This window comes from Variovorax beijingensis (assembly GCF_007828835.1).
Taxonomy (GTDB): domain Bacteria; phylum Pseudomonadota; class Gammaproteobacteria; order Burkholderiales; family Burkholderiaceae_C; genus Variovorax; species Variovorax beijingensis_A.
Map to the genome: position 1 here is coordinate 372,977 of NZ_VIVL01000005.1, position 25,432 is coordinate 398,408.

22 protein-coding genes are annotated in these 25,432 nt (G+C 66.2%); 13 read left to right on the top strand and 9 right to left on the bottom strand.

Translation table 11 applies throughout. The features are described from left to right. Nucleotides 1-373: 373 nt before the first annotated feature. Entirely contained in the window at nt 374-706 is a 333-nt protein-coding gene (locus tag FB547_RS17760) for a helix-turn-helix transcriptional regulator (RefSeq protein ID WP_261380322.1), read from the top strand. Then, entirely contained in the window at nt 696-1,958 is a 1,263-nt protein-coding gene (locus tag FB547_RS17765; RefSeq protein ID WP_145744441.1) for a type II toxin-antitoxin system HipA family toxin, read from the top strand. Before FB547_RS17760 ends, FB547_RS17765 begins: the two co-directional genes overlap by 11 nt. 749 nt (nt 1,959-2,707) lie before the next feature. On the opposite strand, the gene FB547_RS17770 is transcribed toward FB547_RS17765, so the two are convergent. The 3 genes from FB547_RS17770 to FB547_RS17780 form a co-directional block, all read right to left on the bottom strand. Then, a complete protein-coding gene (locus FB547_RS17770) occupies nt 2,708-3,670 on the bottom strand; it encodes a hypothetical protein (RefSeq protein ID WP_145744443.1) in 963 nt (320 codons plus the stop codon). Between the two features lie 208 nt (nt 3,671-3,878). Further along, on the bottom strand, nt 3,879-4,337 hold the full coding sequence (locus FB547_RS17775) for a (2Fe-2S)-binding protein (RefSeq protein WP_145744445.1): 459 nt from the start codon (nt 4,335-4,337) through the stop codon (nt 3,879-3,881). A gap of 10 nt (nt 4,338-4,347) precedes the next feature. Next, nucleotides 4,348-6,528 carry a xanthine dehydrogenase family protein molybdopterin-binding subunit gene (locus FB547_RS17780; RefSeq protein WP_145744447.1) on the bottom strand — a complete coding sequence of 727 codons (2,181 nt, stop codon included), beginning with the start codon at nt 6,526-6,528 and terminating at the stop codon, nt 4,348-4,350. A gap of 165 nt (nt 6,529-6,693) precedes the next feature. On the opposite strand from FB547_RS17780, the gene FB547_RS17785 reads away from it, so the two are divergent. The 3 genes from FB547_RS17785 to FB547_RS17795 all read left to right on the top strand — a co-directional run bounded on the left by FB547_RS17785 (nt 6,694) and on the right by FB547_RS17795 (nt 10,189). Next, a complete protein-coding gene (locus FB547_RS17785; RefSeq protein ID WP_145744449.1) occupies nt 6,694-7,386 on the top strand; it encodes a Crp/Fnr family transcriptional regulator in 693 nt (230 codons plus the stop codon). 115 nt (nt 7,387-7,501) lie between these two features. Then, nucleotides 7,502-9,292 carry a tannase/feruloyl esterase family alpha/beta hydrolase gene (locus FB547_RS17790; protein ID WP_145744451.1) on the top strand — a complete coding sequence of 597 codons (1,791 nt, stop codon included), beginning with the start codon at nt 7,502-7,504 and terminating at the stop codon, nt 9,290-9,292. A gap of 120 nt (nt 9,293-9,412) precedes the next feature. Next, nucleotides 9,413-10,189 carry a hypothetical protein gene (locus tag FB547_RS17795; RefSeq protein ID WP_145744452.1) on the top strand — a complete coding sequence of 259 codons (777 nt, stop codon included), beginning with the start codon at nt 9,413-9,415 and terminating at the stop codon, nt 10,187-10,189. Between the two features lie 61 nt (nt 10,190-10,250). On the opposite strand, the gene FB547_RS17800 is transcribed toward FB547_RS17795, so the two are convergent. From FB547_RS17800 to FB547_RS17815, 4 genes are all read right to left on the bottom strand, one after another. Further along, nucleotides 10,251-11,531, bottom strand: coding sequence for a hypothetical protein (locus tag FB547_RS17800; protein WP_145744454.1), 1,281 nt, complete (start codon nt 11,529-11,531; stop codon nt 10,251-10,253). After that, on the bottom strand, nt 11,468-12,472 hold the full coding sequence (locus FB547_RS17805; protein WP_186454194.1) for a tetratricopeptide repeat protein: 1,005 nt from the start codon (nt 12,470-12,472) through the stop codon (nt 11,468-11,470). The genes FB547_RS17800 and FB547_RS17805 overlap by 64 nt, the downstream gene beginning before the upstream one ends. An 81-nt stretch (nt 12,473-12,553) precedes the next feature. Next, nucleotides 12,554-13,351: a hypothetical protein gene (locus tag FB547_RS17810; RefSeq protein WP_261380323.1), complete on the bottom strand. Its 798-nt coding sequence runs from the start codon at nt 13,349-13,351 to the stop codon at nt 12,554-12,556. A 169-nt stretch (nt 13,352-13,520) separates the two neighbouring features. Then, entirely contained in the window at nt 13,521-14,066 is a 546-nt protein-coding gene (locus FB547_RS17815; protein ID WP_145744457.1) for a DUF4256 domain-containing protein, read from the bottom strand. Nucleotides 14,067-14,195: 129 nt separating this feature from the next. Here FB547_RS17815 and FB547_RS17820 point away from each other — a divergent pair, with 129 nt between their 5' ends. The 5 genes from FB547_RS17820 (at nt 14,196) to FB547_RS17840 (ending at nt 20,022) form a co-directional block, all read left to right on the top strand. Beyond that, the gene (locus tag FB547_RS17820) at nt 14,196-14,657 is read left to right on the top strand and encodes a hypothetical protein (RefSeq protein ID WP_145744459.1); all 462 of its coding nucleotides are present in this window, start codon (nt 14,196-14,198) and stop codon (nt 14,655-14,657) included. Between the two features lie 114 nt (nt 14,658-14,771). Next, nucleotides 14,772-16,571 carry an FAD-dependent oxidoreductase gene (locus tag FB547_RS17825; protein WP_145744461.1) on the top strand — a complete coding sequence of 600 codons (1,800 nt, stop codon included), beginning with the start codon at nt 14,772-14,774 and terminating at the stop codon, nt 16,569-16,571. Next, on the top strand, nt 16,568-18,487 hold the full coding sequence (locus FB547_RS17830) for a 2-oxoacid:acceptor oxidoreductase subunit alpha (RefSeq protein WP_261380324.1): 1,920 nt from the start codon (nt 16,568-16,570) through the stop codon (nt 18,485-18,487). The genes FB547_RS17825 and FB547_RS17830 overlap by 4 nt, the downstream gene beginning before the upstream one ends. Beyond that, entirely contained in the window at nt 18,484-19,539 is a 1,056-nt protein-coding gene (locus tag FB547_RS17835) for a 2-oxoacid:ferredoxin oxidoreductase subunit beta (protein WP_145744463.1), read from the top strand. Before FB547_RS17830 ends, FB547_RS17835 begins: the two co-directional genes overlap by 4 nt. Nucleotides 19,540-19,584: 45 nt before the next feature. After that, nucleotides 19,585-20,022 carry a CBS domain-containing protein gene (locus FB547_RS17840; RefSeq protein WP_145744464.1) on the top strand — a complete coding sequence of 146 codons (438 nt, stop codon included), beginning with the start codon at nt 19,585-19,587 and terminating at the stop codon, nt 20,020-20,022. Nucleotides 20,023-20,089: 67 nt separating this feature from the next. On the opposite strand, the gene FB547_RS33870 is transcribed toward FB547_RS17840, so the two are convergent. Further along, nucleotides 20,090-21,043 carry an alpha/beta fold hydrolase gene (locus FB547_RS33870; protein WP_410000805.1) on the bottom strand — a complete coding sequence of 318 codons (954 nt, stop codon included), beginning with the start codon at nt 21,041-21,043 and terminating at the stop codon, nt 20,090-20,092. A 65-nt stretch (nt 21,044-21,108) separates the two neighbouring features. Between FB547_RS33870 and FB547_RS17850 the strand changes: the two genes are divergently transcribed. Then, complete coding sequence (locus tag FB547_RS17850) at nt 21,109-22,209, top strand: mandelate racemase/muconate lactonizing enzyme family protein (protein ID WP_145744466.1); 1,101 nt, start codon at nt 21,109-21,111, stop codon at nt 22,207-22,209. Between the two features lie 57 nt (nt 22,210-22,266). Here FB547_RS17850 and FB547_RS17855 read toward each other — a convergent pair whose 3' ends face one another. Next, a complete protein-coding gene (locus tag FB547_RS17855; protein ID WP_145744468.1) occupies nt 22,267-23,184 on the bottom strand; it encodes a LysR substrate-binding domain-containing protein in 918 nt (305 codons plus the stop codon). An 85-nt stretch (nt 23,185-23,269) separates the two neighbouring features. Between FB547_RS17855 and FB547_RS17860 the strand changes: the two genes are divergently transcribed. Then, nucleotides 23,270-24,364, top strand: coding sequence for a threonine aldolase family protein (locus FB547_RS17860; protein ID WP_145744470.1), 1,095 nt, complete (start codon nt 23,270-23,272; stop codon nt 24,362-24,364). Nucleotides 24,365-24,427: 63 nt separating this feature from the next. Next, nucleotides 24,428-25,408: a tripartite tricarboxylate transporter substrate binding protein gene (locus FB547_RS17865; RefSeq protein WP_145744472.1), complete on the top strand. Its 981-nt coding sequence runs from the start codon at nt 24,428-24,430 to the stop codon at nt 25,406-25,408. The last annotated feature ends 24 nt before the right edge of the window (nt 25,409-25,432 follow it).

A 25,432-nucleotide genomic window follows, 5' to 3' on the forward strand; every position in this document is an offset into this window, starting at 1 on the left:
TGGAAGGTGAGTGAGGGGAACGGCATGCTGCCATGGGTCAAAAGAAGCAAGGCCTCGTCCCATCCGCGCTACCTCCAGAACCCCGCGAAAGGCATGCCGCTCCGGCTGAGAGCCGTTGCAGCGTCCGGGAAGTAATTTTCCAAGGCTGCGTTTCATGCCGGCGGCCAGCCCCACGCCCGAAGAGGGTGCAACCCGGCACGCTCCCGCTTCATGGCGACAGGAAGCGCGAGAGTAGGCCTTTCGCATGCCTAATATACAGGGCATTATTAAGCTGTTTGCCTAATTTGGCGACATTTTATTTATGCGCGTCTTGTACTGTATGTGGAAAAAAGCCTAACATAATGGGCATTGAACCCATCGAATGCCTAACTTAGTGAGCAAATTTGTAATTCCCCTGCAAGCCACCCAGCGGATTGCGCAGCTGGGTCAGCGCATCCGGGTGGCGCGGATTCGGCGCGGCTGGTCGGTCGCCGATCTCGCCAGCAAGGCAGGTATCAACCGAAACACCCTCACGGCGCTTGAGCTGGGTAAGCCAGGTACGGCGGTCGGCGTGTGCTTCACGGTACTGTGGGCACTCGGCCTGGACAAGTCTCTGGACGCTGTTGCGGATCCCGACACCGATCTCCACGGCAAGGCGCTCGAAGCGTCGCGTCGCCCGACGCGGGCGGGCAAGGCCCGCAAGGCGAGCGACGACTATGACTTCTGAGCGCGAGGCCTATGTCTACGTTCAGCTGCCCGGCACGTTGGAAACGGTGCCGGCAGCGCTGCTCAGGGTGCAGACGCTGCCCGATGGCACGCAGGTTGGGCGGTTTCGCTACGGCGACCGTTACCTTCAGCGCCAAGAGGCGGTTGCACTCGATCCGTTCCAGCTGCCTCTTGCCAAGAAAGTCTTCGAGTTCACCCAGCTCAAGGGGATTCCCGGTGCCGTTCGAGACGCCGGCCCCGACGCCTGGGGACGACGCGTGATCGAGCACAAGCTCGAGCGCAGCGCGGCTGACCTCCAGGAAATCGACTATTTGCTCCATGGACCGCAAGACGGGGCAGGGTACCTGAGTTTCGGGCTGAAGGCCGAACCGCCCGCACCCAAGCGCCGGTACAACCGCACGCACCAGCTGGCCGAGCTGATCGCGGCCACGCAGGCGATCGAGGAGGGGCGCCCGGTGGCTGCACATCTGCTCGAGCAGCTCGATCCTGGCACCAGCATGGGTGGTGCGCGGCCGAAGGCCACGATCGAGGACGCGCAAAGCCTCTGGCTCGGCAAGTTTCCCGCCAGAGATGACCGCTTCAATCTGCAGCGGGTCGAATTTGCGACGCTCGACTTGGCTCGGAGGTGCGGCCTGAACGTCACACAGGCGCGGCTCCAGTCCGTTGGCGAGAGCGATGTGCTGATGTTGCAGCGCTTCGATCGCGACCACACCGACAAGGGTTACCTTCGCTTCGGTCTTGTCAGCGGTTTGACCGTGCTTGACTGTGGTGACAGCCACCTGGACCGCGAGCGCTGGTCCTACCCGCTGCTGGCCGACAACTTGCGTCGATGGTCTGACAAGCCGGAAGCTGACTGTGCCGAACTCTTCAGGCGGATGGTCTTCAATGCTGCCGTGACCAACAACGATGATCATCCTCGCAATCACGCCCTGTTGCGCAGGCAGAAGGATTGGCGGCTGTCTCCGGCCTACGACCTCGTGCCCGCACCTGTGGTCAGCCTGGAGAGGCGCGACTTGGCGTTGACTGTCGGCGACTACGGTCGCACCGCCAGCATCTACAACCTACTGTCGCAGGCGGGGCGTTTCGGATTGTCGGCGGAAGAAGCGCGCGGGGAAATCGATCGACTCGTCGATGTTGTCCGGCATTGGCGCGACGGCTTCTTCGCCTGCGGGGTGTCGGTCAAGGACGTCGACTACATCGCGCCGGCCATCCTGCCTGACTGCTTCTTTTTCGAAAGGCAACCCGGTGCGTAAGACGTCGTGCCGCGTTCACCTTCGACAAGCCGCGAACAGGTTCTTCGCCGATAGGGGCACCCGGGATGAATGAAGGAGACATCGCAGATCTGGAACGACGTCGAAGTCAAATTCGATTTGCTTGATTTTTCACGTGTGGCGAAGCGGCCGCGCAGCTGATCCAGGACGCTGGCGGTGACCGCTGACCCCCTTGGCGGGCGCAGCCTTGGCCGTGCGCTCAGCGCGAGCATTCCCCTGTGCTGGCGCCCAATGCCTCGGCGCGGGCGATCTCCGCCCGCAAATCGAACCGCCATCCTCGCGGGCCTTGAGTCCGGACCAGCCGTCGAGTGGACACCGGCACACTTCGTTTCATCCAGAAGCTGAGCGATGCACCCGCCAGCGTCGTGGGAAGAAGATTCTTGGCGCAACCGTCGGCACCGGCACCGGCGCCGGGGCATGGCCGGGCGTGGGGCTCGACGACAGGGGGACGAAGGCAGGGCACGCCGTGCCCGAGGACAAGGTCCGCAAGCGGTCCGAGCGCAGCCAATCGCTGACCCGCGACGCGGGCCGGCCGCTGGTCGTCTCCGGTAACTTCGGACTGAATACGCCTGCGCAAGGTCGCCCATGGCCGATATTCGTTAGATCGAGAGGCCCACTGCGTCAAAGAAGACGACGCATCGTGCAGTTCAGCCGGGCATCCGATCGCCAGGGATGACGCTGCACATGCCGGGAACTCGCGCCGCTTGCGGCGTGCCCGCCACCGAGGCTGGCTACGCCCGGCCCTCGCGCAGGTGCTTGGCCCATCGGAACGGCGCGGCGAGCCGCGAAACGCCCGAATAAAGCAGCTCATCGTGCGTGCGCGGGTTCGAGGTCGAAAGCGCGCGCATGAGGTTGATCTTCACCCGGTCCGAACGCACCGATTCGCCCGGCGCGCGCGGACGCAAGCCCAGCTTGCGCATGCAGTAGTTCACCTGGTAGACGTGCCCGCGCTCCTCCATCTCCGGCATCACGTAGTAGAGCGCCAGGCTCACCGACACGTCCTTGCCGTTCTGGATGCGGTGCGGCGCAAGGGGCGGATGATGGACGCCGATGCCGGGCACGAGCCTCCAGGCGCTGCCGGCATCCGCGAGTTCGTCGCGGTAGATGCCGGCCACCGGGTTGTGGCGGTAGAAGTCCTCGATCTCCGGCGCCGTCAGCGTGCCGAACTCGCGCGGATAAAGGTGCAGGTCCTTCTCCCCCTGCACCTGCATGAGGAAGTTGGTCTCGTGGTCGAAGTGGTAGGCCACCGGCAGCCACGGCGCGCTCAGGAACACCGAGAGGCTGCCCCATGTCATCTGGCTGCGTACCGGGCGGCGGGTGATCTCCTCGACGTCGGCCAGCAGCAGATCGAAGAGCTCGCCGTACTCGGGATCCATCTCGTCGATGTAGTGCAGCGCCACCCATTTGCCGTTCTCGCCGATCTGCTCGATGCTTTCGCGGAACCGCGCCTTGAGCGTGTCGCGCGGCAGCTTCAGCTCGGCGGCCTTGAAGTAGCGCTTGTAGTGGTCGCGGTCGAACGCGCGCTCCGACAGGCGCGCAAGGCGCTCGATCGACAACAGCGGATGGCCGGCCAGGCCATGCCGGAATGCGAAAGGCCGCTCGTTGAGCTGCTCCCAGGCCTGCGCATCGTCCTGCTGGATGAGACCAGACGCCCCGTGCCGGCCGACGGAGGGGTTGCGCAGCTGGGGAATCATGGCCGTCTCCTGTCGTTATTAGCTTACGCATCAGAGGCTAGGCGTTACTGAATGGACGTCCATCACCATTTGGGGTGTTTTCGAATGAAACATTCGAAACATTCAGACGGTCCGCCTTCGCGCCGTCCCCGTCCACTTCGAAGCGCAGCTGGCGTGCGGCCCCCCGAAATGGAGTTCGCAGCTGTGTCCGCCGACGCGTGCCGACCTGCTAACCCATCATGGCCGCAGCTGCCTTGATCGCTTCGCGGACGCGGCCGTAGGTGCCGCAGCGGCACACGTTCTCGATGGCGTCGATGTCCGCGTCGGTGGGATTGCGGGTGCGTCGCAGCAGGTCGACCGCCGCCATGATCTGGCCCGGTTGGCAGAAGCCGCATTGCGGCACGTCGAGGTTCATCCAGGCCTGCTGCACCGGATGCAGCGTGTTGCCGTTGGCCAGCCCCTCGATGGTTGTCACCTGCCGGCCGCGCACATCCATCACCCGCGTCGAGCAGGCGGTGACCGCCTTGCCGTCCACGTGGCAGGTGCAGGCCTTGCACACGTTGATGCCGCAGCCGTACTTCGGGCCGGTGATGCCTAGCTTGTCGCGCAGCACCCAGAGCAGGGCCATGTCGTCGGGCGCCTCGACGTCGACGTGGCCGCCGTTCACCTTGAAAGATTGCACAGGCATGGCGGACTCCTCAGGCGGGTACCGGCACGACGACCGGCGTGGGCAGCTTGCCCGGGGGGATGGGGGTGAAATCGACGGGGAAGTTCAGCGGAAAACTTCGCGGCTTCTTGCCGGTGGCGCGCGCATAGGCGTTGGCGATCGCGCCCGAGCTGGCCGACAGGCCCACCTCGCCCAGGCCGCCGATCGCCTCGCCGCTGCTGGGCGGCATGATGATGACCTTCACGTCCTTCGGGTAGTTCTTCATGCGCGCGAAGTGGTACTGCGAGTAGCTGCCCTCCAGCGGCAGGCCATTCTGGATGTGCAGCCCGGCCGTCAGCACGATGGAGATCGACTCGCACAGGCCGCCCTGCATCTGCGCCTCGATGCCCGAGGGGTTGATGGGGGTGCCGACGTCGATCGCGATGGTGGCGCGGGTCACCTTGAGGTCGGTCGGCACGCGCGCGTCGATCTCGACGATGCAGGCGGTGAAGGACTTCGACTCCTGGTGCACGCCCACGCCCTGTGCAAACCCCGCCGGCATGGCCTTGCCCCATTGCGCCGCCTCGGCCACGGCCTTCAGCACCGCGCGTGCGCGCGGCAGGCGCAGGTATTCGAGGCGAAAGGCGACCGGGTCCTTGCGCAGCGCCCTGGCCATCTCGTCGACCAGGATCTCCTCCACCAGGCGCGAGGGCTGGATGTGCACCGAGCGGTAGGAGCAGGTGTTGATGTCCATCGCGACCGGCGTCAGCAGCTTGGTGGTGACGCCGAAGTTGTACGGCGAAGCGACCATGGTCTTGAACATGACCTGCTCGATGGCGAAGTTGCCCACCGTCTGCGGAAAGCCGTTGGGCAGTGCAATGGCCGCGGCGCCCAGCATCTCGCCGAAGCCGTGGCGCGTGTCGAGCCGCACGCCGGCGATGCGCTGCTCGAAAGAGATGACCTGGCCCAGCAGCATCGTGGCGCGCGCCCGATGGAACATGGGCGGGCGCACGCGGCCGTGGCGCATGTCGTCGGTGCGGTGGTACATCAGGCGGCAGGGCCGGCCCAGCGCCTTGGAGATCTGTACCGCTTGCAGCGTCGCGTCCCAGAACAGCCGGCGCCCGAAGGAGCCTCCTGAGGGCACGGCATGCACCTTGACCTTGTCCAGCGGCAGGCCCAGATCGGCTGCCACCGCCTGCTGCGTGACGATCGGACTCTGCAGGCCGGACCAGATCTCGGCGCGGTCGGCGCGCACGTCGGCAATGGCACATTCCGTTTCCATCGGGCAGTGCGAGACCGCGGCGAACTCGAATTCCCCCTCGACGGTCAGAGCACCCAGCGGCGGCAGCAGGAAGGGCAGCAGCGCGGATTTGAGCTGCTGCTGGATGCTGGCATTGGACTCGCCGGCGACCGCACCCGCGGTCCAGGTGACGTCGAGCGCATTCACCGCGGCCCAGGCCTGGCCGAAGGTCTCGGCCATCACCGCCACACCGGGCGGCGTGGGCACGATGCCGTTCGTGGCGGGAATCGGCGCGATGCCCAGGACGCCGGGCATGCCCATCACCGCGGTCGTGTTGTTGATGCGCACGAACTGGCCGTTGATGGTGGGCGGCCGGCACACCATGGTCGGCTTGGCGTCAGGCACGGCCTGGTCGAGCGTGAACTTCTTGCGTCCGGTCACGATGTCCAGCGCGTCGAGCCGCGTCACGCGCTGGCCGACCACCGCGTTGGCGGAGCCCGTGGCCAGCCCGCCGATCAGCGGCATGCCCGCATGCAGCGAACGCACGCTCGAGGAGCCTCCGGTGAGCTGGTTGAACATCAGCTCCGGACTGGCGTCGGCGGAGCCGACCTCGATCGCGTTCAGCGGCAGGCCCAGCTTGTCGGCCAGCATCATCGCGGCGGCGGTGGCGATGCCCTGGCCCGATTCGAAGCGCGGCAGCTCCAGCCGGACGCGGCCGTTCGCCAGGTTGCTCACCTTGACCAGCGGCATGGTCGGCAGCGCCGTGACCGTCACCGCATCGCCGATGTCGATCAGGTCGGTCGTGTCAGGTGGAGTCATCGGCAGTATCGCGGCCCGCGCCGACGAAGGGGCCGCCAGGCCGCCGAGTCCCGCGGCGGCTGAAATCAGCGGCGCGGAGGCCGCGTATCCCAGCAGGTCGCGCCGGCGCATGCCCGGCGGTTCGTCATGAGATGGCGCAGGCGTGGGGCCAGCACCCGATTCCGGATGTTCCATCCTTGTCTCCAGTCTTATGGTTGTGTTGTGGCGAACGGTGGTCAATATGTCATGATCGCCGCGACAAAAATGTCTTTTTGAAGACATTCCTTACGCGCCCCACAGGCCTCCCCACGCAGGGCCGGCGCGGGCGGACGAGTGGGACAGCGAGCGGAGGAAACACGGATGCCGTCGAAGGCCATGGAGACCATGCTCCGCGAGAGCTTGTGGGCGAAGACCCTGGCGGCCGAGGAACTCGACCGCGTGGTGCGCGAGTCGTACGAGCGCGAGGTGCCGGCCGGCGGTTTCGTGATGCGCCGCGGCGAGCCCGCGGATCTCTGGCTCGGCGTCATCGAGGGTCTGGTGAAGATGTCGCTGTCCCTGGCCGATGGCCGCGTTTCCACTTTCACCGGCGTGACTTCGGGCGGCTGGGCCGGCGAAGGGTCGCTGCTGAAGCCCGGCCCGTGGCGCTACGACGGCGTGGCCATGCGTCCGACGCGCGTGGCCTGCGTGCCGCGCCACACCTTCGAACGCCTCGTGTCGACGAACCTCGATTTCGACCGCTTCCTCCTGTCGCACATCAATGCGCGCCTGAGCCTGTTCATCGGCCTCATGGAGTTCGACCGCTTGCTGGGTCCCGACGCGCGCGTTGCACGCTGCCTGGCCAGCCTGTTCGACCCGATCCTCTATCCGCAGGCGAGCAGCTTCATCCGCCTGACCCAGGATGAGATCGGGCTCTTGTCTGCGGTCTCGCGCCAGCGCGCCAACCGGGCACTGCATGCGCTCGAGCGCGCAGGCCTGCTGCGGGTGGAGCACGGCGGCGTCGAGGTGATCGATCTTGAAGGCCTGCGCAGCTACCTGGGTGACGGGAGCGCCTAGCGCTGTCCGGCGGCATCCGGGTTTGTCCTCGTTATTTGGTTATCAATCAAAACTACATTGGTTATCTTCAATAACCTTTGTGGCCGACGAAGCGCCGCCGGCCGAGGAGACCAGCATGGATCAGATCGTGTCATCGTCCTGGCGGCCGGCATGGGCCGCGGTGGGTGCGGCCGCCTTGCTCGCGGCCTGTGGCGGAGGCGGCGGCGGGAGCGGCTTTGCGTTCCTGCCGATCGTTCCGGCCGCACCGGCGGCACCGCCGCCTGCGCCCGCTGCGCCGCCGCCCGCGGCTTCGCCGGAGGCACGACCCGGCACGCTGCAGTCGTGCACCGACCTCGCGAGCAAGGCCGCCTTCAACGGCACGGTCTACACCAGCATCACTTCCGTCGCGGCCGGCACCCTCACGGTGGCCGGCGTGAGCACGCCCACGCCCGCGCACTGCCTGGTGCAGGGAAAGATGAACGAACGCACCAGCAGCATCGACGGCCGCACCTATGCGATCGGCTTCGAGATGCGTCTGCCGGTCGACTGGAACGGGCGCTTCTTCTACCAGGCCAACGGCGGGCTCGACGGGAGCGTGGTCCCGGCCTCGGGCGGGGTCGGGGGAGGGGCGCCCACGACCACCGCGCTGCACATGGGCTTTGCCGTGATCAGCTCCGATGCGGGCCACTCGGGCGCGCAGAACCCGGTCTTCGGCATCGATCCGCAGGCGCGCCTGGACTACGGCTACAACGCCGTCGCGCAGCTCACGCCGATGGCCAAGAACCTGATCGCCAAGGCTTATGGCCGCGGGGCCGACCGCTCCTATTTCGGCGGCTGCTCCAACGGCGGCCGGCATGCGATGGTCGCGGCCGCGCGCTCCGCCAACGAGTACGACGGCATCCTGGCGGGCAATCCCGGCTTCAACCTGCCGAAGGCCGCGGTCGCGCAGCTCTACGGCGTGCAGCAGTACGCCCAGGTGACGACCGCCAACACGCCGGCGGGCAAGCCGGACCTGCAGACGGCCTTCACGCAGGCCGAGATGAACACGGTGGCCGCCGCGGTGCGCTCGAAGTGCGATGCACTGGACGGCGCAACCGACGGCATCGTCGCGGATGTGCAGGGATGCAAGGCTGCCTTCAAGCTGGCCACGGACGTTCCCACCTGCAGCGGCGCCCGCGACGGCAGCTGCCTCACGGCCGCGCAGAAGACCGTGCTCGACAACGTCTTCGGCGGGGCGCGCAACACCGCGGGCGCCGCGCTCTACAGCGGCTTTCCCTACGACGCGGGCATCAACGGCGCCGATTGGCGGCAGTGGGAGTTCTCCAATTCGCAGAACCTGGACACGGCCGCGGTCGGGTTCGTGTTCAGTTCGCCGCCGCTGGGCACGAGCCGCCCCTCAGGCATCGACTTCGCGCTGGGCTTCAGCATGGACGCCGATGCGCCGGGCATCTTCGCGACCACCGCGCTCTACACGGAATCGGCCATGTCCTTCATGACGCCGCCGAACCCGGGCAACCTCGCGGCGCTGCGCGACCGCGGCAGCAAGCTCATGGTCTACCACGGCACCAGCGACGCGGTGTTCTCGTCGGACGACACGACGCGCTGGTATGACGAACTGCGTGCGGCCAATGGCGGCGATGCCTCCGGCTTTGCGCGCTTCTTCCCGGTGCCCGGCATGAACCATTGCGGACGAGGCCCGGCCACGGACCAGTTCGACATGCTGACGCCGCTGGTGGCCTGGGTGGAAAAGGGCAAGGCGCCGGATTCCGTGGTGGCCACCGCGCGCGGCGCCGGCGCCAACGTGGTCAACACGGAACTGCCCGCCGGCTGGTCGGCCGCACGCACGCGGCCCCTGTGCCCGTATCCGAAGGTGGCGAGCTATGTGGGCGGCGATCTGGAGTCGGCGGCCAGCTTCGCCTGCAAGTAGGGCGCGGACTCACACTCGGAGTGCCGCGCGGAAGCCCCTGGCTGCGTACCAGGGGTTTGAGCCTTGCTTGTTGGCATACTCTGGCGAAGTTCCGTAGCTCATTCATCCAAGGCAGGCACGATGCCGAATGCAAGAAAAGTCGCCAATCTGGGGATTGCCACGCCGGCATACAACAACACGGTGCTCATGAGCTACGCGAACACGCTGTTCGGGATTCAAGCGCTGGCGATGAACGCGGGGATCGGATGCCGGCTGCTGTGGTCGTCGAGTTCGAGTGTGATTGCGGTCGCGCGCAATTTGCTTGCCGATGAGTTCTTGCGCGATGACCGCCTCTCTCATCTGTTGTTCGTCGATGCGGACATGTCCTTTCCGCCGGAGGATCTGATGCGCATGCTGGTGGCCAGCGAGTCGTTGGGGCCGCATGACGTCGTTGCCGCCATCAGCCCACGCAAACGCCTGAACTGGGAGCGTGTGACGGCGGCTGCACGCACGCAGCCTCAATTGACTGGCAGGGATATGGCCACGCTGGCCGGATCCTTCGAAGGCATGTTCAAGCCGATCTCGGGGCGCATGGACGAGGTGTTCGAAGATCGTCCCGTGGAAGTCGAGGCCATTGGGACGGGCGTCATGTTGATCGGCCGCTGCGTCCTTGAACACCTGATCGCGCATGGCGTTCAGCGCGTCAGGATGGGATCGCAGCACATCGAGCTGAATGTGTTCTTTGAAGACACCGTGGTCGATGGCTTCCACATCTCGGAAGACATCTCCTTTTGCAACAAGGTGCGCCGGGCGGGCGGCCGGGTGTGGGGCGTCCCGTGGTTTCGAATGACCCATGGCGGCAACTACGACCATATCGGGGACATCGGCGCCATCTCGCGAGCCGGGATGACGCTGTAGCAACCATGTCTTGCAGGCATGGTCCCGCGCATTCATGTCCGGCCGCGCTGTTGCCGCATGATCACGCCGGGACAATGATGGGCATGGGGGCTTCGCATCTCATGCTGCGTTCCTGCATGATCCGATATGCCTCTTCGATGCTGCATCGATACCGGTCGATATCGAACAATGGGGCATTCGTTCCTGCCAAGCGCAGATGCTCTCTTTGGCGTTGGAGTTCGCCGGGATCGCTCGCCAGCTCGATGGCTCTTGACTCATACGCGTCGAGCGTGGGCATCACCATTTCCGGCAGCCCCACGGCATGGAGCAAGCTGGCGGCAACGCGGCCGGCGAATGTGGTTCCGAGGCAGGTGAGCAAGGGCAGGCCCGCCCAGAGCGCATCGCTCCCCGTGGTGTGGGCATTGCATGGAAAGGTGTCCAGGAACAGATCCGCCAGCGCATGCCGACAGAGATGCTCGCCCAAGGGCTGACGCGGCGCGAAGACCAGCCGTCCGGGTTCAACGTCGTTCTTCACGGCCTCATCGCGCAGTCTGGGCGCGACACGGCCGTCTGTTTCGTACAGCCAGAGCACGCTGTCGGGGACGGTGCGCAGGATTCGCATCCACGTGGCGAAGACCGTCGGAGTGATCTTGTAAGTGTTGTTGAAACAACAGAAGACGAACCCGTTCGCGGGAAGGCCGGCTGCAATCCTGGCGCTCGCCCTGTCGGTACGCATCGGTGCGATCGAACGCAAGCCGGGCGCATTCGGTTGGTAGCAGTGGGGCAGGGTGACGATCTGCTCGGTGTAGAAGGGTGCATGTTCCGGCGGTGTCACGATCGCATCGCCCACGATGTAGTCGATGAATGCCGCCCCCATGCTGGCGGGATAGCCCAGATAGTTGACTTGCACCGGGGCGGCGCGACCGGCGAAGATCCGCGGGCGGCAGTTCTGCGTATAGCCTTTCAGGTCGATCGCTATGTCGATTTCCAGTTTGCGGGACAAGGCGCAGACCGTGCTGTCCGACTCCTCGGAAACATCGAAGAAGTGGTCCACCCCTCGGGACAGGCGTCCCGTCATGTCGTCGAAAGTCGAGGGACCGAAAGAAAAGAGAAACACCTCGAACTTGGCGGGATCGTGCTTCTCAAGAAGCTCGGCGATCAGCAGCGTGGTCGCATGCGCGTGGAAGTCCGCAGAAAAATAGCCCAGGCGGATTTTCTCGTGACTGGCGCGCTCGGGCAGGGGCAATGGCTCGGCTTCTGGAACAAAGTCCTCGATGAACCTCGCGCCCGCACGTCGGATCACGTCGAGGTCATCGCACCCGACCGCCATGACAAACGGCGTGGCGGCCGACTCGCCCCGCATGACGGCCTCCACAGGCGGGCCTTGACGTGATCGAAGTCGTGCCAGCGCAGCGTTTGGGCCATGCCAAGGAAATGGTCTCCTGCTGCGTAAGCTGGCACAGGATCGGATTTCAGGGCTTGTTCGAGATGAAGGAACGCTTCTTCATGTCGGTTTCCTCCGACGAGTGCGCGCGCGGCCAGGAAGTGCTCGTCCCCGCACCCGCCCGATGACGGAGCGCTGAGTTCGATCGCGCGCTCGAATGCCTGCGCAGCCTGCATGGAGTCGCCCATTCCAAGGCGCACATGGCCGTGGGCTCTCCAGGCGTCTGCCGATGACGGGTGGCGGGCGATGGTCCTTTCGCTTTCGGCCAAAGCGTCCGGGTGGCGTTGCAGGCCGCAGAGTGCGTAGATGCGTCTGCACAAGGCGTCGAGGTCATCACTCGCTCCGGCCAGTACCGCATCAAAATCATCCAGCGCTTCGGCATGCCGTCCTTTCTCGAGCAACGCCACGCCCCGGTTGTAGTGCGTGTCGATCGAGGCCGGGCACATTGCCAATGCGCGGTCGTAGCACTCCAATGCCCGCTCGAAGTGGCCAAGCCGCTTCAATGCGTTCGCAAGATTGGTCAGAACGTCGTGCCCGCCTGGATCCAGCGCCAGCGCCACTTGATAGGCCTGCACGGCTTCTTCGTAGCGCTTCAGTCCGTGCAAGGCGTTGCCGCGGGTTGCATGCGTGTTCGAGATGCGCGGTTCGATGGCAATCGCGAGATCGGCGTAGCGCATCGCTTCTTCGAGACGCTTTCTCTGAATGCCCAGGATCCCAAGCATCCCAAGGCTTGGATGATGGTAAGGGGCACGGTTCAGAATTTCCAGATAACCGGCTTCCGCCTGGTCCAGAAGGCCGTTCTGGTGAATTTGCAATATCGCATCGAAATCGCGATCGATCTCACCGGCCGTGCCTTCCATCGATCTTCCTTGAGTTGCTGCCAAGCGCATTGACCCCGCGCACGTGTCGCTGCGTCCGTCGACCTGGGATCTGTTCTTCTGCTACTGACGCCCACCGATGGCATAAGGGCGTGACAGCGCGTCGGAAAACCTGCCGCGGAATTCGTAATTCCCCGTATGGCCCAGTTGCACCGTGGTGTCGATAAAGACTTTTCCGCCGATGGCGCGCCAACGATGGCAGAACGCATAGTCTTCGGACAGGTAGCGTTGGGTGGACTCGTCCACCATCACATCGAAAAAGCGATAGCACAGCGCCGCACGCTCGGGTGACCACAATCCGTCAGGTACGTAGCGCAGGTGGGGGTAGTGCTGGATCAATGCTTCGAAGACGGAGCGCTTGATGACCATGAAGCCAGTCGGCGCTTCGGCAACCTCCATCACACCGTTGTCGTCGGGAATGCCTGGCAGGCCGGCTCCCGAGTTGACGGGGAACCTGGTGCTCAGGCGCTCGAAATCCGCACGCCCGATTCTTGTGGTGCCGGGAGGGATGTCAATTGGCCACATGAAGTTCTTGATCGGATAGGCGCCAGCTACGACGTCCAGGTCCAATCGAAGCAAGCGCATGATGTCGCTGGGATCGAAGCTGATGTCGGCGTCAATCCAGATGACATGCGTCAGGGTTGGATCGAGCAAGAAATCCACGAGCATTTCGTTGCGGGCTCGCGTGACCAAGCTCGATCCAACTTCGACTCGGATGCTGAACAAAGTTTCCGCTCGCCAGGCCGCGTTTGTCAGTGCCAGCAAACTCTTGGTGAACCCTATCGACACATTGCCGCCGTATGCGGGCGTCAGGACAGTCGGACGCATGGCCTTCAGGGCTGACTCATCCAGCATCGGCATTACTCCCTCAAGAGACAAAACTGGATGTTATCAAGGCGGCTGACACGGTTGCGCGCAACGGGCAGGGCAGGTGGCTCCGTCGTCCGGCGACGAGGTACCTAGGCCGGATCCGGTGGGTGATGAGCTGCGGAGAGATGCGCATGCCGCGCTCGTTGGTAGGAGAGCGGACTCACACCCGGAGTGCCGCGCGGAAGCCCCTGGCTGCGTAGTACGACTGCGCGCCGTTGTGATAGACGAACACGCGGCCGTAGCGCCGATCGCCGAAGAGGGCGCCGCCAAGCGCCCGGAGGTCGGGAGGGGTCGCGATCCAGCTCGAGGTCTTGAGGTCGAACTCGCCGAGCGCCTGCAGTTGCCGGTACTGTTCCTCGGTCAGCAGGTCGATGCCCATGGCGGCGGCCATCTCGACCGCGCTGTCCTGCGGCTTGTGTTCCTTGCGGGCGTCGAGCGCTCCGCGGTCGTAGCAGACGCTCCTGCGGCCGATTGGGGTCTCCGCGGCGCAGTCGCAGAAGACGTAATGGCCGGTTGCCGGGTCCTGGCCGATGACGTCGGGCTCTCCGCCCGTGGCTTCCATTTCGCGCAACGAGCGCACTGCGCGGGGGCTGGCTTCGAGCCGGCTGCGTACGTCGGCCCAGGCGATGGCCTTGTGCCGGTGCATGTTCTTCTCGAAGCGGGTCTTCAGTGCCTGGAGCAGCTCTTCCCGTTCTTGCGCCTTCATGGTTCTTGAGTGCGTTGAGCTTGGTTGCAGGTCTGCCTTGCGCGTGACAGTTTGCCAGATGACATGCGCGGCCCGCGGGATTATGCTTTTGCCCCGCGCAGGAAATGGCTCGCCCATGGAGGTCTCATCATGACCAGTCCAGCCCGTTCGTTGCTTCGTGCTCCGGCGCCGGAGGAAGAGATCGTTCTTCCGGACAGGATGGTGGGAGAGGGGTTCCAGATTGCCGCCCGGTCGCAGAAGACCTACGCCGCCACCGGCGCGCCCGTGGTCTTCTTCGACGTCCTGTCCGAAGACGACGAGCGCATCGGCATTGCCAATGCGATCCTCGAGCCGCGTTCCGATGCCGTGGCGGGCATCGGGCATGTCTGCGTGACGCTGAGCGAGGCGCATGCCTCCGCGGAACTGCTGACGCAGGTCGCCGATGTCCTGGTCGACTACACCCTGCAATCGGGCGTGCCCGAAGTCATGATCGTCGTGCCGCAATCGCATGCCGATTCGGTCGAGGCGTGCTGCAGGCTCGATCCGGTCTCGTCCGGTGCGACGCACCTCGGGCACGGGGTCGAGGGGCAGGTCTACACGTATCGCCGGTAGTGGGGCACCTGCGGGATTTCACCAAGGCCCGCCGGCGGCCGGCGCGGCGCATACTTGCCGCAGCGCCGCTCGCCGGCCCCTCCGGGGTTCCGGGCGACTGTCAGGAGGCACGCCTTGCAGCGAACCGACATTGCCAACCCGGCCTATTTCCACAAGGTCGTCGATTGCCAGTACGCCTGCCCGGCGCACACCCCCGTCCCCGAATACATCCGCATGATCGCGCAGCGCCGCTACGGCGACGCCTACATGGTCAACTGGGTGTCCAACGTGTTTCCCGGCATCCTGGGACGCACCTGCGACCGGCCTTGCGAGCCGGCCTGCCGGCGCGGTCGGGTCGAACAAAGCAATGCGAAGGATCCCGAGCCGGTGGCGATCTGCCGGCTCAAGCGCGTGGCGGCCGACATGAAGGAGGACGTGCGTGCGCGCATGCCCAAGCCGGCGCCGATGAACGGCAAGCGTGTCGCCTGTATAGGCGCAGGGCCGGCCTCGCTCACCGTCGCGCGCGACCTCGCGCCGCTGGGCTACGAGGTGACCGTGTTTGACGAGGACGCCAAGGCCGGCGGCTTCATCCGCACCCAGATCCCGCGTTTTCGGCTGCCTGAGTCGGTGATCGACGAGGAGACCGGCTACATCCTGGACCTGGGCGTCGAGTTCCGCGGCGGCGAGCGCATCGGATCGATGAAGGCGCTGATGGCCGAGGAGTGGGACGCGATCTTCGTCGGCTGCGGCGCGCCGCGCGGGCGCGACCTGGACATTCCCGGGCGCCGGGAAGCGGCGGCCGGCATCCACATCGGCATCGACTGGCTCAATTCCGTGTCCTTCGGGCATGTGAGCCGCATCGGCCGGCGCGTGATCGTGCTGGGCGGCGGCAACACGGCCATGGACTGCTGCCGCTCGGCCCGGCGCCTGGGCGGCAGCGACGTGAAGGTGATCGTGCGCAGCGGCTTCGACGAGATGAAGGCCTCGCCCTGGGAGAAGGAGGACGCCCAGCACGAAGGCATTCCGATCATCGACTTCCACGTGCCCAAGGCCTTTGTCCACGAGGAAGGCCGGCTGCAGGGCATGACCTTCGAGCGGGTCCGCGCCGAGTACGACGCGCAGGGCCGCCGAAAGCTGGTGCCCACCGGCGAGCCCGATGCCTGGTTCGAATGCGACGAGGTGCTGGTGGCGGTGGGCCAGGAGAACGCCTTCCCGTGGATCGAGCGCGATTGCGGCATCGCCTTCGACAGTTCGGGCCTGCCCGCGCTCGACAAGAACACCTTCCAGTCGACGGTGCCCCATGTGTTCTTCGGCGGCGATGCGGCCTTCGGCCCCAAGAACATCATCACGGCCGTGGCCCACGGCCATGAGGCGGCGGTGTCGATCGACCGGCTGCTGCGCGCCGAGCCGGTGTACGTGCGCCCGGCGCCGATGACCAATCTGATCTCGCAGAAGATGGGCATCCACGAGTGGAGCTACGACAACGACACCTCCAACGACCTGCGCTACAAGGTGCCATGGGCCAAGGCCGAGGCGGCGCTGGCCAGCATCCGGGTGGAGGTGGAGCTGGGCTTCGACGCCGCCACCGCCTTCAAGGAGGCCGAGCGCTGCCTGAACTGCGACGTGCAGACGGTGTTCACCGAGTCCGCGTGCATCGAATGCGATGCCTGCGTGGACATCTGCCCGATGGACTGCATCAGCTTCACCACCAACGGCGACGAGGCGGATCTGCGCCAGCGGCTCAAGGCGCCGGCACTCAACCTGGCGCAGGACCTGTACGTGTCGGGCGGGCTCAAGACGGGCCGCGTGATGGTCAAGGACGAGGACGTCTGCCTGCACTGCGGCCTGTGCGCCGAGCGCTGCCCCACGGGCGCGTGGGACATGCAGAAGTTCCTGCTGAAGATGGCGACGGCGGGGCAGGAGGTGGCCCGATGAGCGCCGTCCGGCCACCCGACGGCGCGACGGCGCCCTCGGAAGGCGGCAAGGCGCACGAGGCGACGGGCGCAGGGGTCGCCCCCATCGAGGCGGTCAACGACTTCGTCATCAAGTTCGCCAACGTCAACGGCTCGGGATCGGCCTCGGCCAACGAACTGTTCGCCAAGGCCATCCTGCGCATGGGCGTGCCGGTGAGCCCGCGCAACATCTTCCCGAGCAACATCCAGGGTCTGCCGACCTGGTACGAGGTGCGCGTGACCGAAGAGGGCCACCTGGGCCGGCGCGGCGGCACCGACATGATGGTGGCGATGAACCCGCAGACCTGGGACGCCGACCTGGCCGAGCTGGAGCCCGGCGGCTACCTGTTCTACGACAGCACGCGGCCGCTGCCGCCTTCGAAGTTCCGCGACGACATCCGTGTGATCGGCATGCCGCTGACCGAGATCTGCAACGCCGTCTACCAGGACCCGCGGCAGCGCCAGCTGTTCAAGAACATCGTCTATGTGGGCGCGCTCGCGATCCTGCTGGGCATCGAGCCGGAAGTGGTCGAGAAGCTGTTCGGCGAGCAGTACAAGGGCAAGGAAAAGCTGCTCGCTTCCAACGTGCAGGCGCTGCACCTGGGCTGCGACTTCGCGCGCGAGAACCTCGAGCCGCTGGGCCTCCGGGTGCGGCGCGCCGACCGCGTGGGCGACCGCATCTTCGTGGACGGCAACAGCGCCGCAGCGCTGGGCTGCGTGTATGGCGGCGCCACGGTGGCGGCCTGGTATCCGATCACGCCGTCGTCCTCGGTGGCCGAGGCCTTCCAGAAGTACTGCACCAAGTTCCGCGTCGACCCGGCCACCGGCCAGCAGCGCTTCGCCATCGTACAGGCGGAGGACGAACTCGCCTCCATCGGCATGGTGGTCGGCGCCGGCTGGAACGGCGCGCGGGCCTTCACGGCCACCTCGGGGCCCGGCATCTCGCTGATGGCCGAGTTCATCGGCCTGGCCTACTTCGCCGAGATTCCGGTCACCATCATCGACGTGCAGCGCGGCGGCCCTTCCACCGGCATGCCGACGCGCACGCAGCAGGCCGACATCCTGGCCTGCGCCTACGCCTCGCACGGCGACACCAAGCACGTGCTGCTGTTTCCCGAGGATCCGCACGAGTGCTTCGAGCATGCGGCGGCGGCGCTGGACCTGGCCGACCGGCTGCAGACGCCGGTGTTCCTGATGACGGACCTGGACATCGGCATGAACCAGCGCCTGTGCGCCCCCTTCGCCTGGGACGACAGCAAGGCCTACGACCGCGGCAAGGTCATGAGCGCCGAGGAGCTCGAGGCCGGCCGCGACTTCGGCCGCTACAAGGACGTGGACGGCGACGGCATTCCCTGGCGCACGCTGCCGGGCACGCACCCGACCAAGGGCAGCTACTTCACCCGCGGCACCACGCGCGACGCCTATGCCCGGTATTCGGAGCGCGGGCCGGACTACATCTACAACATGGAGCGGCTGCTCAAGAAGTTCGCGACCGCGGCCACGCTGGTGCCGCAGCCCGTGCTGCGCCCCGCCGCCGGGAAGACCGAACTGGGCGTGATCTATTTCGGTTCGACCAGCCCGTCGATGCACGAGGCGCTGCAGGCGCTGGAAGCGCGCGGCATCCACCTCGACGCGCTGCGGCTGCGCGCCTTTCCCTTCTCGGACAGCGTGGTGCAGTTCCTGGCGCAGCACCGGCAGGTGTTCGTGGTCGAGCAGAACCGCGATGCGCAGATGCGCAGCCTGCTGGTCAACGAGCTGGACATCGATCCCGCCCGGCTGGTGCGGGTGCTGCACTTCGACGGCACGCCCATCACGGCGCGCTTCATCGTCCAGGCCATCAGCGCGCACGTGCGGAAGACGCAAGCTGCCGGCGCCGCCGGCACGAAGGAAGCTGCATGACCTACCTCGCCAAGCCCCGGCTGCACCATCCGACGCTGGCCACCAACAAGGTCGGCTACACGCGGCGCGACTACGAGGGCAAGATTTCGACGCTGTGCGCCGGCTGCGGCCACGACTCGATCTCCGCCGCCATCATCGAGGCCTGCTGGGAGCTGGACATCGAGCCGCACCGCGTGGCCAAGCTCTCGGGCATTGGCTGCAGCTCCAAGACGCCGGACTACTTCCTGGGCGCGTCGCACGGCTTCAACACGGTGCACGGCCGCATGCCCAGCGTGCTGACCGGCGCCAATCTGGCCAACCGCGACCTGCTGTACCTGGGTGTGTCCGGCGACGGCGATTCGGCCTCCATCGGCCTGGGCCAGTTCGCCCACGCCATGCGGCGCGGCGTGCGCATGGCCTACATCGTGGAGAACAACGGCGTCTACGGCCTGACCAAGGGCCAGTTCTCGGCCACGGCCGACCAGGGCTCCAAGAGCAAGAAGGGCCTGGTCAACAGCGACAGCCCGGTGGACCTGGTGGCCATGGCGCTGCAGCTGGGTGCCAGCTACGTGGGGCGGGGCTTCTCGGGCAACAAGGCGCAGCTGGTGCCGCTGATCAAGGGAGCGATCAGCCACGGCGGCGCCGCCTTCATCGACGTGATCAGTCCCTGCGTCGCCTTCAACAACCACCCGGGCAGCACCAAGAGCTACGACTACGTGCGCGAGCACAACGAGGCGGTGAGCCGCATCGACTTCATCAGCGGGCGGGAAGAGATCACTGTCGACATGGGGCCGGGCGAAGTGGTGGACGTGCGCCAGCACGACGGCACGCTGCTGCGCCTGCGCAGCCTGCATCCCGACTACAACCCCGGAGACCGTTATGCCGCCATGGCCTACATGCAGCGGCACCAGGAGAGGGGCGAGGTGGTGACCGGCCTGCTCTACGTCGATCCGCTGGCCAGCGACCTTCACACTGCGCTCAACACCAGCGACCGGCCGCTCAACGCGCTGGGCCCGGCCGAGCTGTGCCCCGGCGCCGAGGCGCTCGCGCGGCTCAACGCGGCCTTGCGCTGAGCGGCGTCCGGCGGCACCATTACGTTCCTTTCCGGAGGGCGCACCATGGCCGAGCGCACCGTTTTCCAATCCATCTCGCGCAAGCACGTGATCAGCCTGGGTCCGCAGGCCAGTGCGCGCGACGCCGCATGCGCGATGACGCGCGCCAACTGCGGCAGCGTGCTCGTCATGGAACTGCCCGACATGCTGCTGGGCATCCTGACCGAGCGCGACCTGATGACCCGCGTGCTGGCCCGGGGGCTCGATCCCGACCGCACGGCGGTGCGCGAGGTCATGACGCCCAACCCGATCTGCGTGCCGCCCGAAACGCCGGTGTCCGACGCCGTGGTGCTGATGCTCGAACGCGGCTTCCGCCACCTGCCGTTGACGTCGGGCGCGAAGATCCTTGGCGTGTTCTCGATACGTGACGCGCTGCCGCGGGAGCTCGGCACGGCGGTCAGCCTGACGGAGTTCCGCGAGCAGGTGAACGACGCGCTGGGGTAGGGCGCAGGGCGAGGAACCCGCGCGGCAGACATCGGCTTTCACCAATGCGACGGCGCGAGGCTGAGGATCAGTTCCTGTGCCGTTTCTTGCGGGCATTCCTCGGGAAAGAAGTGCCCCGCGTCGAAACCGCGACCGAAGACCTGCGTTGCCCATTGGCTCCATATCCCCACAGGTCCTCCCGCGTCGGCGTACCACTGGCCGAGCGCGCCGCGAGCACTCCACAACACGGTGAGGGGACAGGCCATCCGGCGGCCTGCCTCGCGGTCGAGTGCATCGTGCTCGCGGTCGCGCGATGCGGCCGCGCGGTACTCTTCGCAAATCGCATGTGCGTGCGACGGATCCTGCAGGACGCGGACGTAGGCTTCGCGCACGGCGGCAGGAAACACCTCCGGCGGCGAGCCCCATCCGCCAAGCGCCGCATCCACGAGGACCGATGCAAGCCGCTGCAGCACGAGTTCGGGCAGCGGTTCGTCCTGGGCAAGGAATGTCCAGGGCCAGTACGCCAGTGCAAAGCGCGCGTCGGCGCGATCCCAGGTTTCGCCGGTGGGCAGGACATCCAGTACTGCGATCGAAGCGCAGGCTTGCGGATGGTCCAGCGCCATGCGATATGCGACGCGCCAACCCTGTCATGGCCCACCACCGCGAATCGGGCATGGCCCAGCGAGGCCATCAGCTCGACCATGTCCTGTGCCATCGCGCGCTTCGCATACGGCTCGTGCCGGTCGTTGGAAACCGGACAGTGGCTGGCACCGTAGCCTCGCAGGTCGGCACAAACGACAAAGCAATGCTGCGCAAGAATCGGCGCCACGGAGCGCCACATCAAGTGCGATTCGGGGAATCCATGAAGCAGCAGCACCGGGCGTCCTGATCCTGCCCAGCGCGCGAAAATGCGCGTGGCACTTGTCCGGATCGTGCCGGTCTCGAAGTCGTCGAAATCAGAGGGTGTCACACCATTCTCCTGATGCGAACCAGATCGGCGGCCCCGCGAGGGCCAACCGATGCCCGGTGCCGTCGCCTCCATGGTAAGCACTTGTCCGGCGCTACCATCGCTTCGCGGTCTCGAGCGGCAGCTTCAAGGAAAGGTCCATGCGTTCCATCGCGAAAATCACGAGCCAGCTCTTCAAGGTTCCCCTCCCTGAAGTCCTGACGGACGCCAAGCACGGCGCACACACCCATTTCGAATTGGTGACCGCGACCGTGGTGCTTTCGGATGGCAGCCGGGGCACGGGCTACACCTACACCGGTGGCAAGGGCGGGCATGCGATCCTGGCCATGATCGACCATGACCTGGCGCCTGCGATGATCGGCATGGATGCGGAGGATGTCGAGGGCGTCCACGATTTCAGCGAATGGCATGTGCACTATGTCGGCCGCGGCGGCATCGCGTCGTTTGCGATCTCCGCGATCGACATCGCGCTCTGGGACATCCGCGGCAAGGCGGCAGGCCAGCCGCTCTGGCAACTGGCGGGCGGCGCTGCGAACACCTGCGATGCCTACTGCGGTGGCATCGACCTGGCGTTCCCGCTCGCGAAGCTGCTGGACAACGTGCGTGGCTATCTCGCCAAAGGTGCGGGCGGCGTCAAGATCAAGATCGGCCGCCAGGATCTCGAGGAAGACATCGAGCGCATCCGCGCGGTGCGGCAGCTGATCGGTGACGGCATGGCCTTGATGGTGGACGCCAACTACGCGATGAGCGTGGACCAGGCCATCGCTGCGGCCAAGCGCTTCAAGCCCTTCAATGTCCTGTGGTTCGAGGAGCCGACCATCCCGGACGACTACCAGGGCTATGCGCGCATCGCCGCCGCCACCGGCGTGCCATTGGCAATGGGCGAGAACCTGCACACGATCCATGAGTTCGAGCATGCGTTCGAGCAGGCGCGACTGTCCTTCATCCAGCCGGACGCCTCCAACTGCGGCGGCATCACGGGCTGGCTGAAGGTGGCCGAGCGCTCCCGCCGCTACGGGATCCCGGTGTGCTCGCATGGCATGCAGGAGCTGCATGTGAGCTTGCTGGCGGCGCAGCCGAACGCGGGCTGGCTGGAGATTCACAGCTTCCCGATCGACGAGTACACGATGCGCCCGCTGGTTCTCGAAAACCATCGCGCAGTTGCACCGGACGAGCCGGGAATCGGCGTGAGCTTTGACTGGGCGAAACTTGCGCCGTACCTGGTCGATGCGTCCCGCTAGCGGGCCCGTGTTTGCTTGACCCGGCGCCTGCGGCGCGGCCGCGTACGGGCGCCACCCTCAGTGGCAGTACGGGCGAATGTGATCCAGTTCAGATTCGATGACGCCGCGCACGACGTCCTTGAAGGCTGACACCAGCCGGGAATGAGGCGCATCGGGCGCGAGCAGGAGCGCAAGGCGCACCGTGATGGCAGGCTTGAAGGTTCGCACCTCGAAATCGAGATTGCGCTGCTCATCGAGCGCCGCCAGCGGATTGATCACGCTCACGCCCAGACCTGCAGCGACCAGCGAACAGACGGAGGCGCCCAGGTCGGACTCCAGCACCGTTCGGGTCTTGACGCCAGCGGCGGCCAACACCTGGTCGATGCGTTCTCTCGGGCCGCTGCCCAACGGGAACGAGATGAACGCCTCGCCGTCCAGGTCCGTTGCACGAACCTGCCTGGCCCGCGCCAGATGATGTTCCCTGGGAAGCAGGGCAACGCAATCCATGCCCAGCAGCGTTTCGACGCGCATGCCGGGCGGATCATCGCCATAGAGGATGGCGAGGCCCAGGTCGCACAAGCCCGAGCTCACCCATGTGTCGACGGTCGTGGCCGCACCGGAGTGAATCGTGACGAGCGTCTCGGGGTGGTCGCGCTTGAACCGGACGACCGCCTGGCTGAGGACGCCTCCGGCAATTCGCGCCATGGCGGCCACCGCCAGGCGGTCGCCGCCGAACGTCCGGATGTTGGATGCCGCGGACTCCAGGCCCTGCAGCCCGGCGAATGCCTTCTCGACTTCCTGGAAGAAGCGTTTTCCTTCGAGTGAAGGCGCCAGACGCGTGCCGCTGCGTTCGAAAAGCGCAAACCCGATGATCGCCTCCAACTGCGAAACGAGACGGCTCACCTGGGGCTGCGAGGTGTGAAGCCGCCGCGAGGCTTCGGTCATCGACCCCGTCTGCACGACCACCCGGAAGGCCTCGATGTGCTTCAAGGTCATGCGTCGGCTGCTCATATCAATATTGTATGGCTCACTGTTGAGTACGCATTTGCAGTATCGAATGCCCGGAAGAATACTTGCGTCCATGCCCGACAAGATCCTGCACGTTGCCGACGCCGGGCCACCGCGCAGTCCATGCGCGGTGGCCCGCGTGGTGGACCTGCGCAGCGACACCGTGACGCTGCCGACCCCGTCGATGTACGACCGCATGCAAACCGCCGCACTGGGGGACGACGGCCTGGACGGCGATCCGACCGTGCGCGCGCTCGAGGCGCTGGCGGCCCGGACACTGGGCAAGGAGTCCGGCCTGTACGTGCCGACCGCCACGATGGGCAACCTCCTGGCCGTGCTGTCGCAGGCGGAACGCCGGTCGCAGGTCGTGCTCGAGGAGTCCGCACACATGTTCGTCTCCGAGCGCGGCGGCGCCGTGTTCAGCGGCGTGACCTACACCGGCATTCCGGGCGTGGCTGGCGCGATGGACCTCGAGAGCCTGGCGCTGGTGCTGAAGCCGTCGCGCGAGTTGCGCACGGATCTGGTTTGCATGGAAACGACGCACGGCAACGCGGGAGGAGCGGTGCTGCCGCTGGACCACATGCGGGCGGTCTGGAAGGCATCCAGTGACGCCGGCGTGCGCGTCCACGTCGATGGCGCCCGGCTCTTCAACGCCGCCGTGGCGCTGAACGCCGATCCGGCCGCGATCGCGTGCTACGCCGACACGGTGACCCTCTGTCTTTCGAAGGGCCTGAGTGCGCCTGCAGGCGCGGTGCTCGCCGGACCGTCCGCCACCATGGCCAGCGCCAGACGGTTGCGCAAGATGCTCGGGGGCACGCAGCGCCAGATCGGCGTGGTTGCCGCAGCGGGACTGGACGCCCTGGAAACCATGCCCGGACGGCTCGCCCAGGACCATGCTTCGGCGTCGCGCCTGAGCGAGGCATTGCGGGCTGTGCTGCCTGGCGCCGTCGGCATCAGCACGCCGCCCACCAACATCGTCTTCGTCGACCTGCCCGAGGCCGCACCCGACAGCCTCGCCTGGGCGGAGGCACTCAAGGAATGCGGTGTCCTGGTCCGCCCGTGGGGTCCGCGCAGGATCCGGCTCGTGACGCACCGCCACATCGGCGCGGCCTGCGTGGATGCCGCCGCCGCCGGGTTCCGGCGTGTAGCGCAATCGCTGCCTGCTTGAACGCGTTCTCGCAAGAACGCGCCTCCCTTCGGACCCATCGAGTACCTACCAGGAGCCTTGACCATGCCTTCCATCTGCCGCCGGGATTTCGTCGCCTCTGCCTTCCTGATGGCCGCCGGCCTGGGGAGCGGCCGCGCATTCGCCGGCAGTTTTCCCAGCCGTCCCATTCGCCTGATCGTGCCGTACGGGCCCGGAGGCGGTTCCGATTTTGTTGCGCGCCTGATGGCCCAGAAGCTGACCGAGACGGCGGGGTGGAACGTCGTCGTGGACAACAAGGCCGGGGCCTCGGGGCTGATCGGCACCGATGCCGCGGCCAAGAGCGCCGCGGACGGCTACACCTTGTTCCTTGCGGACGCCGCACACGCCACCAATGCCGCAGTGCAGCCCAAGATGCCTTTTGATCCGCTCCGGGACTTCTCGCCACTCACGCTCGTGGGCTCTTCGCCGCAGCTGCTGGTGGCGCATCCGTCGCTTCCGGCCAACTCCCTGCGAGAACTGCTGGCGCTGCCGCGTGCCCGAGTACGCGAATACGGCGTAGGAACCCCGGGGCAGGGGTCCGTTCCGCACCTGCTGTACGAGACGCTCAAGCGCAAGACGGGCATGGAGCTGGTGCACGTGCCCTACAAAGGCGGCAGCGCCGCCTTGACCGACGCAGTGGGCGGACAGGTGGCCATGGTGATCAATTCCGTGCCGGCCTGCATGCCGCACATCGAAGCGAAGCGGCTCAAGGTCCTTGCCATCGCCAGCGTGACGCGGCATCCGAAGTTGCCGGACGTGCAGACCTTCTCCGAAAGCGTCCCGGGCATGGTCGGAAGCGCCTGGTATGGCGTGATGGCGCCTGCCAGGATGCCCGCAGATCTGCTGCAGCAGCTGAACGCAGCCATCGACAAGGTGCTGGATCTGCCCGATGTCAAGGCCAGGCTGGAAGGCTCTTTCGTGGATCCCATGCCGCGCGGGCCGCAGGCGTTTTCCAACTACCTGAACGAAGAAATCGCGCGCTGGAAATCGGTCGTGAAAGAGACGGGGGTCACGATCAACAGCTGAGTCTTTCCCGGTCCCGCATGGCCA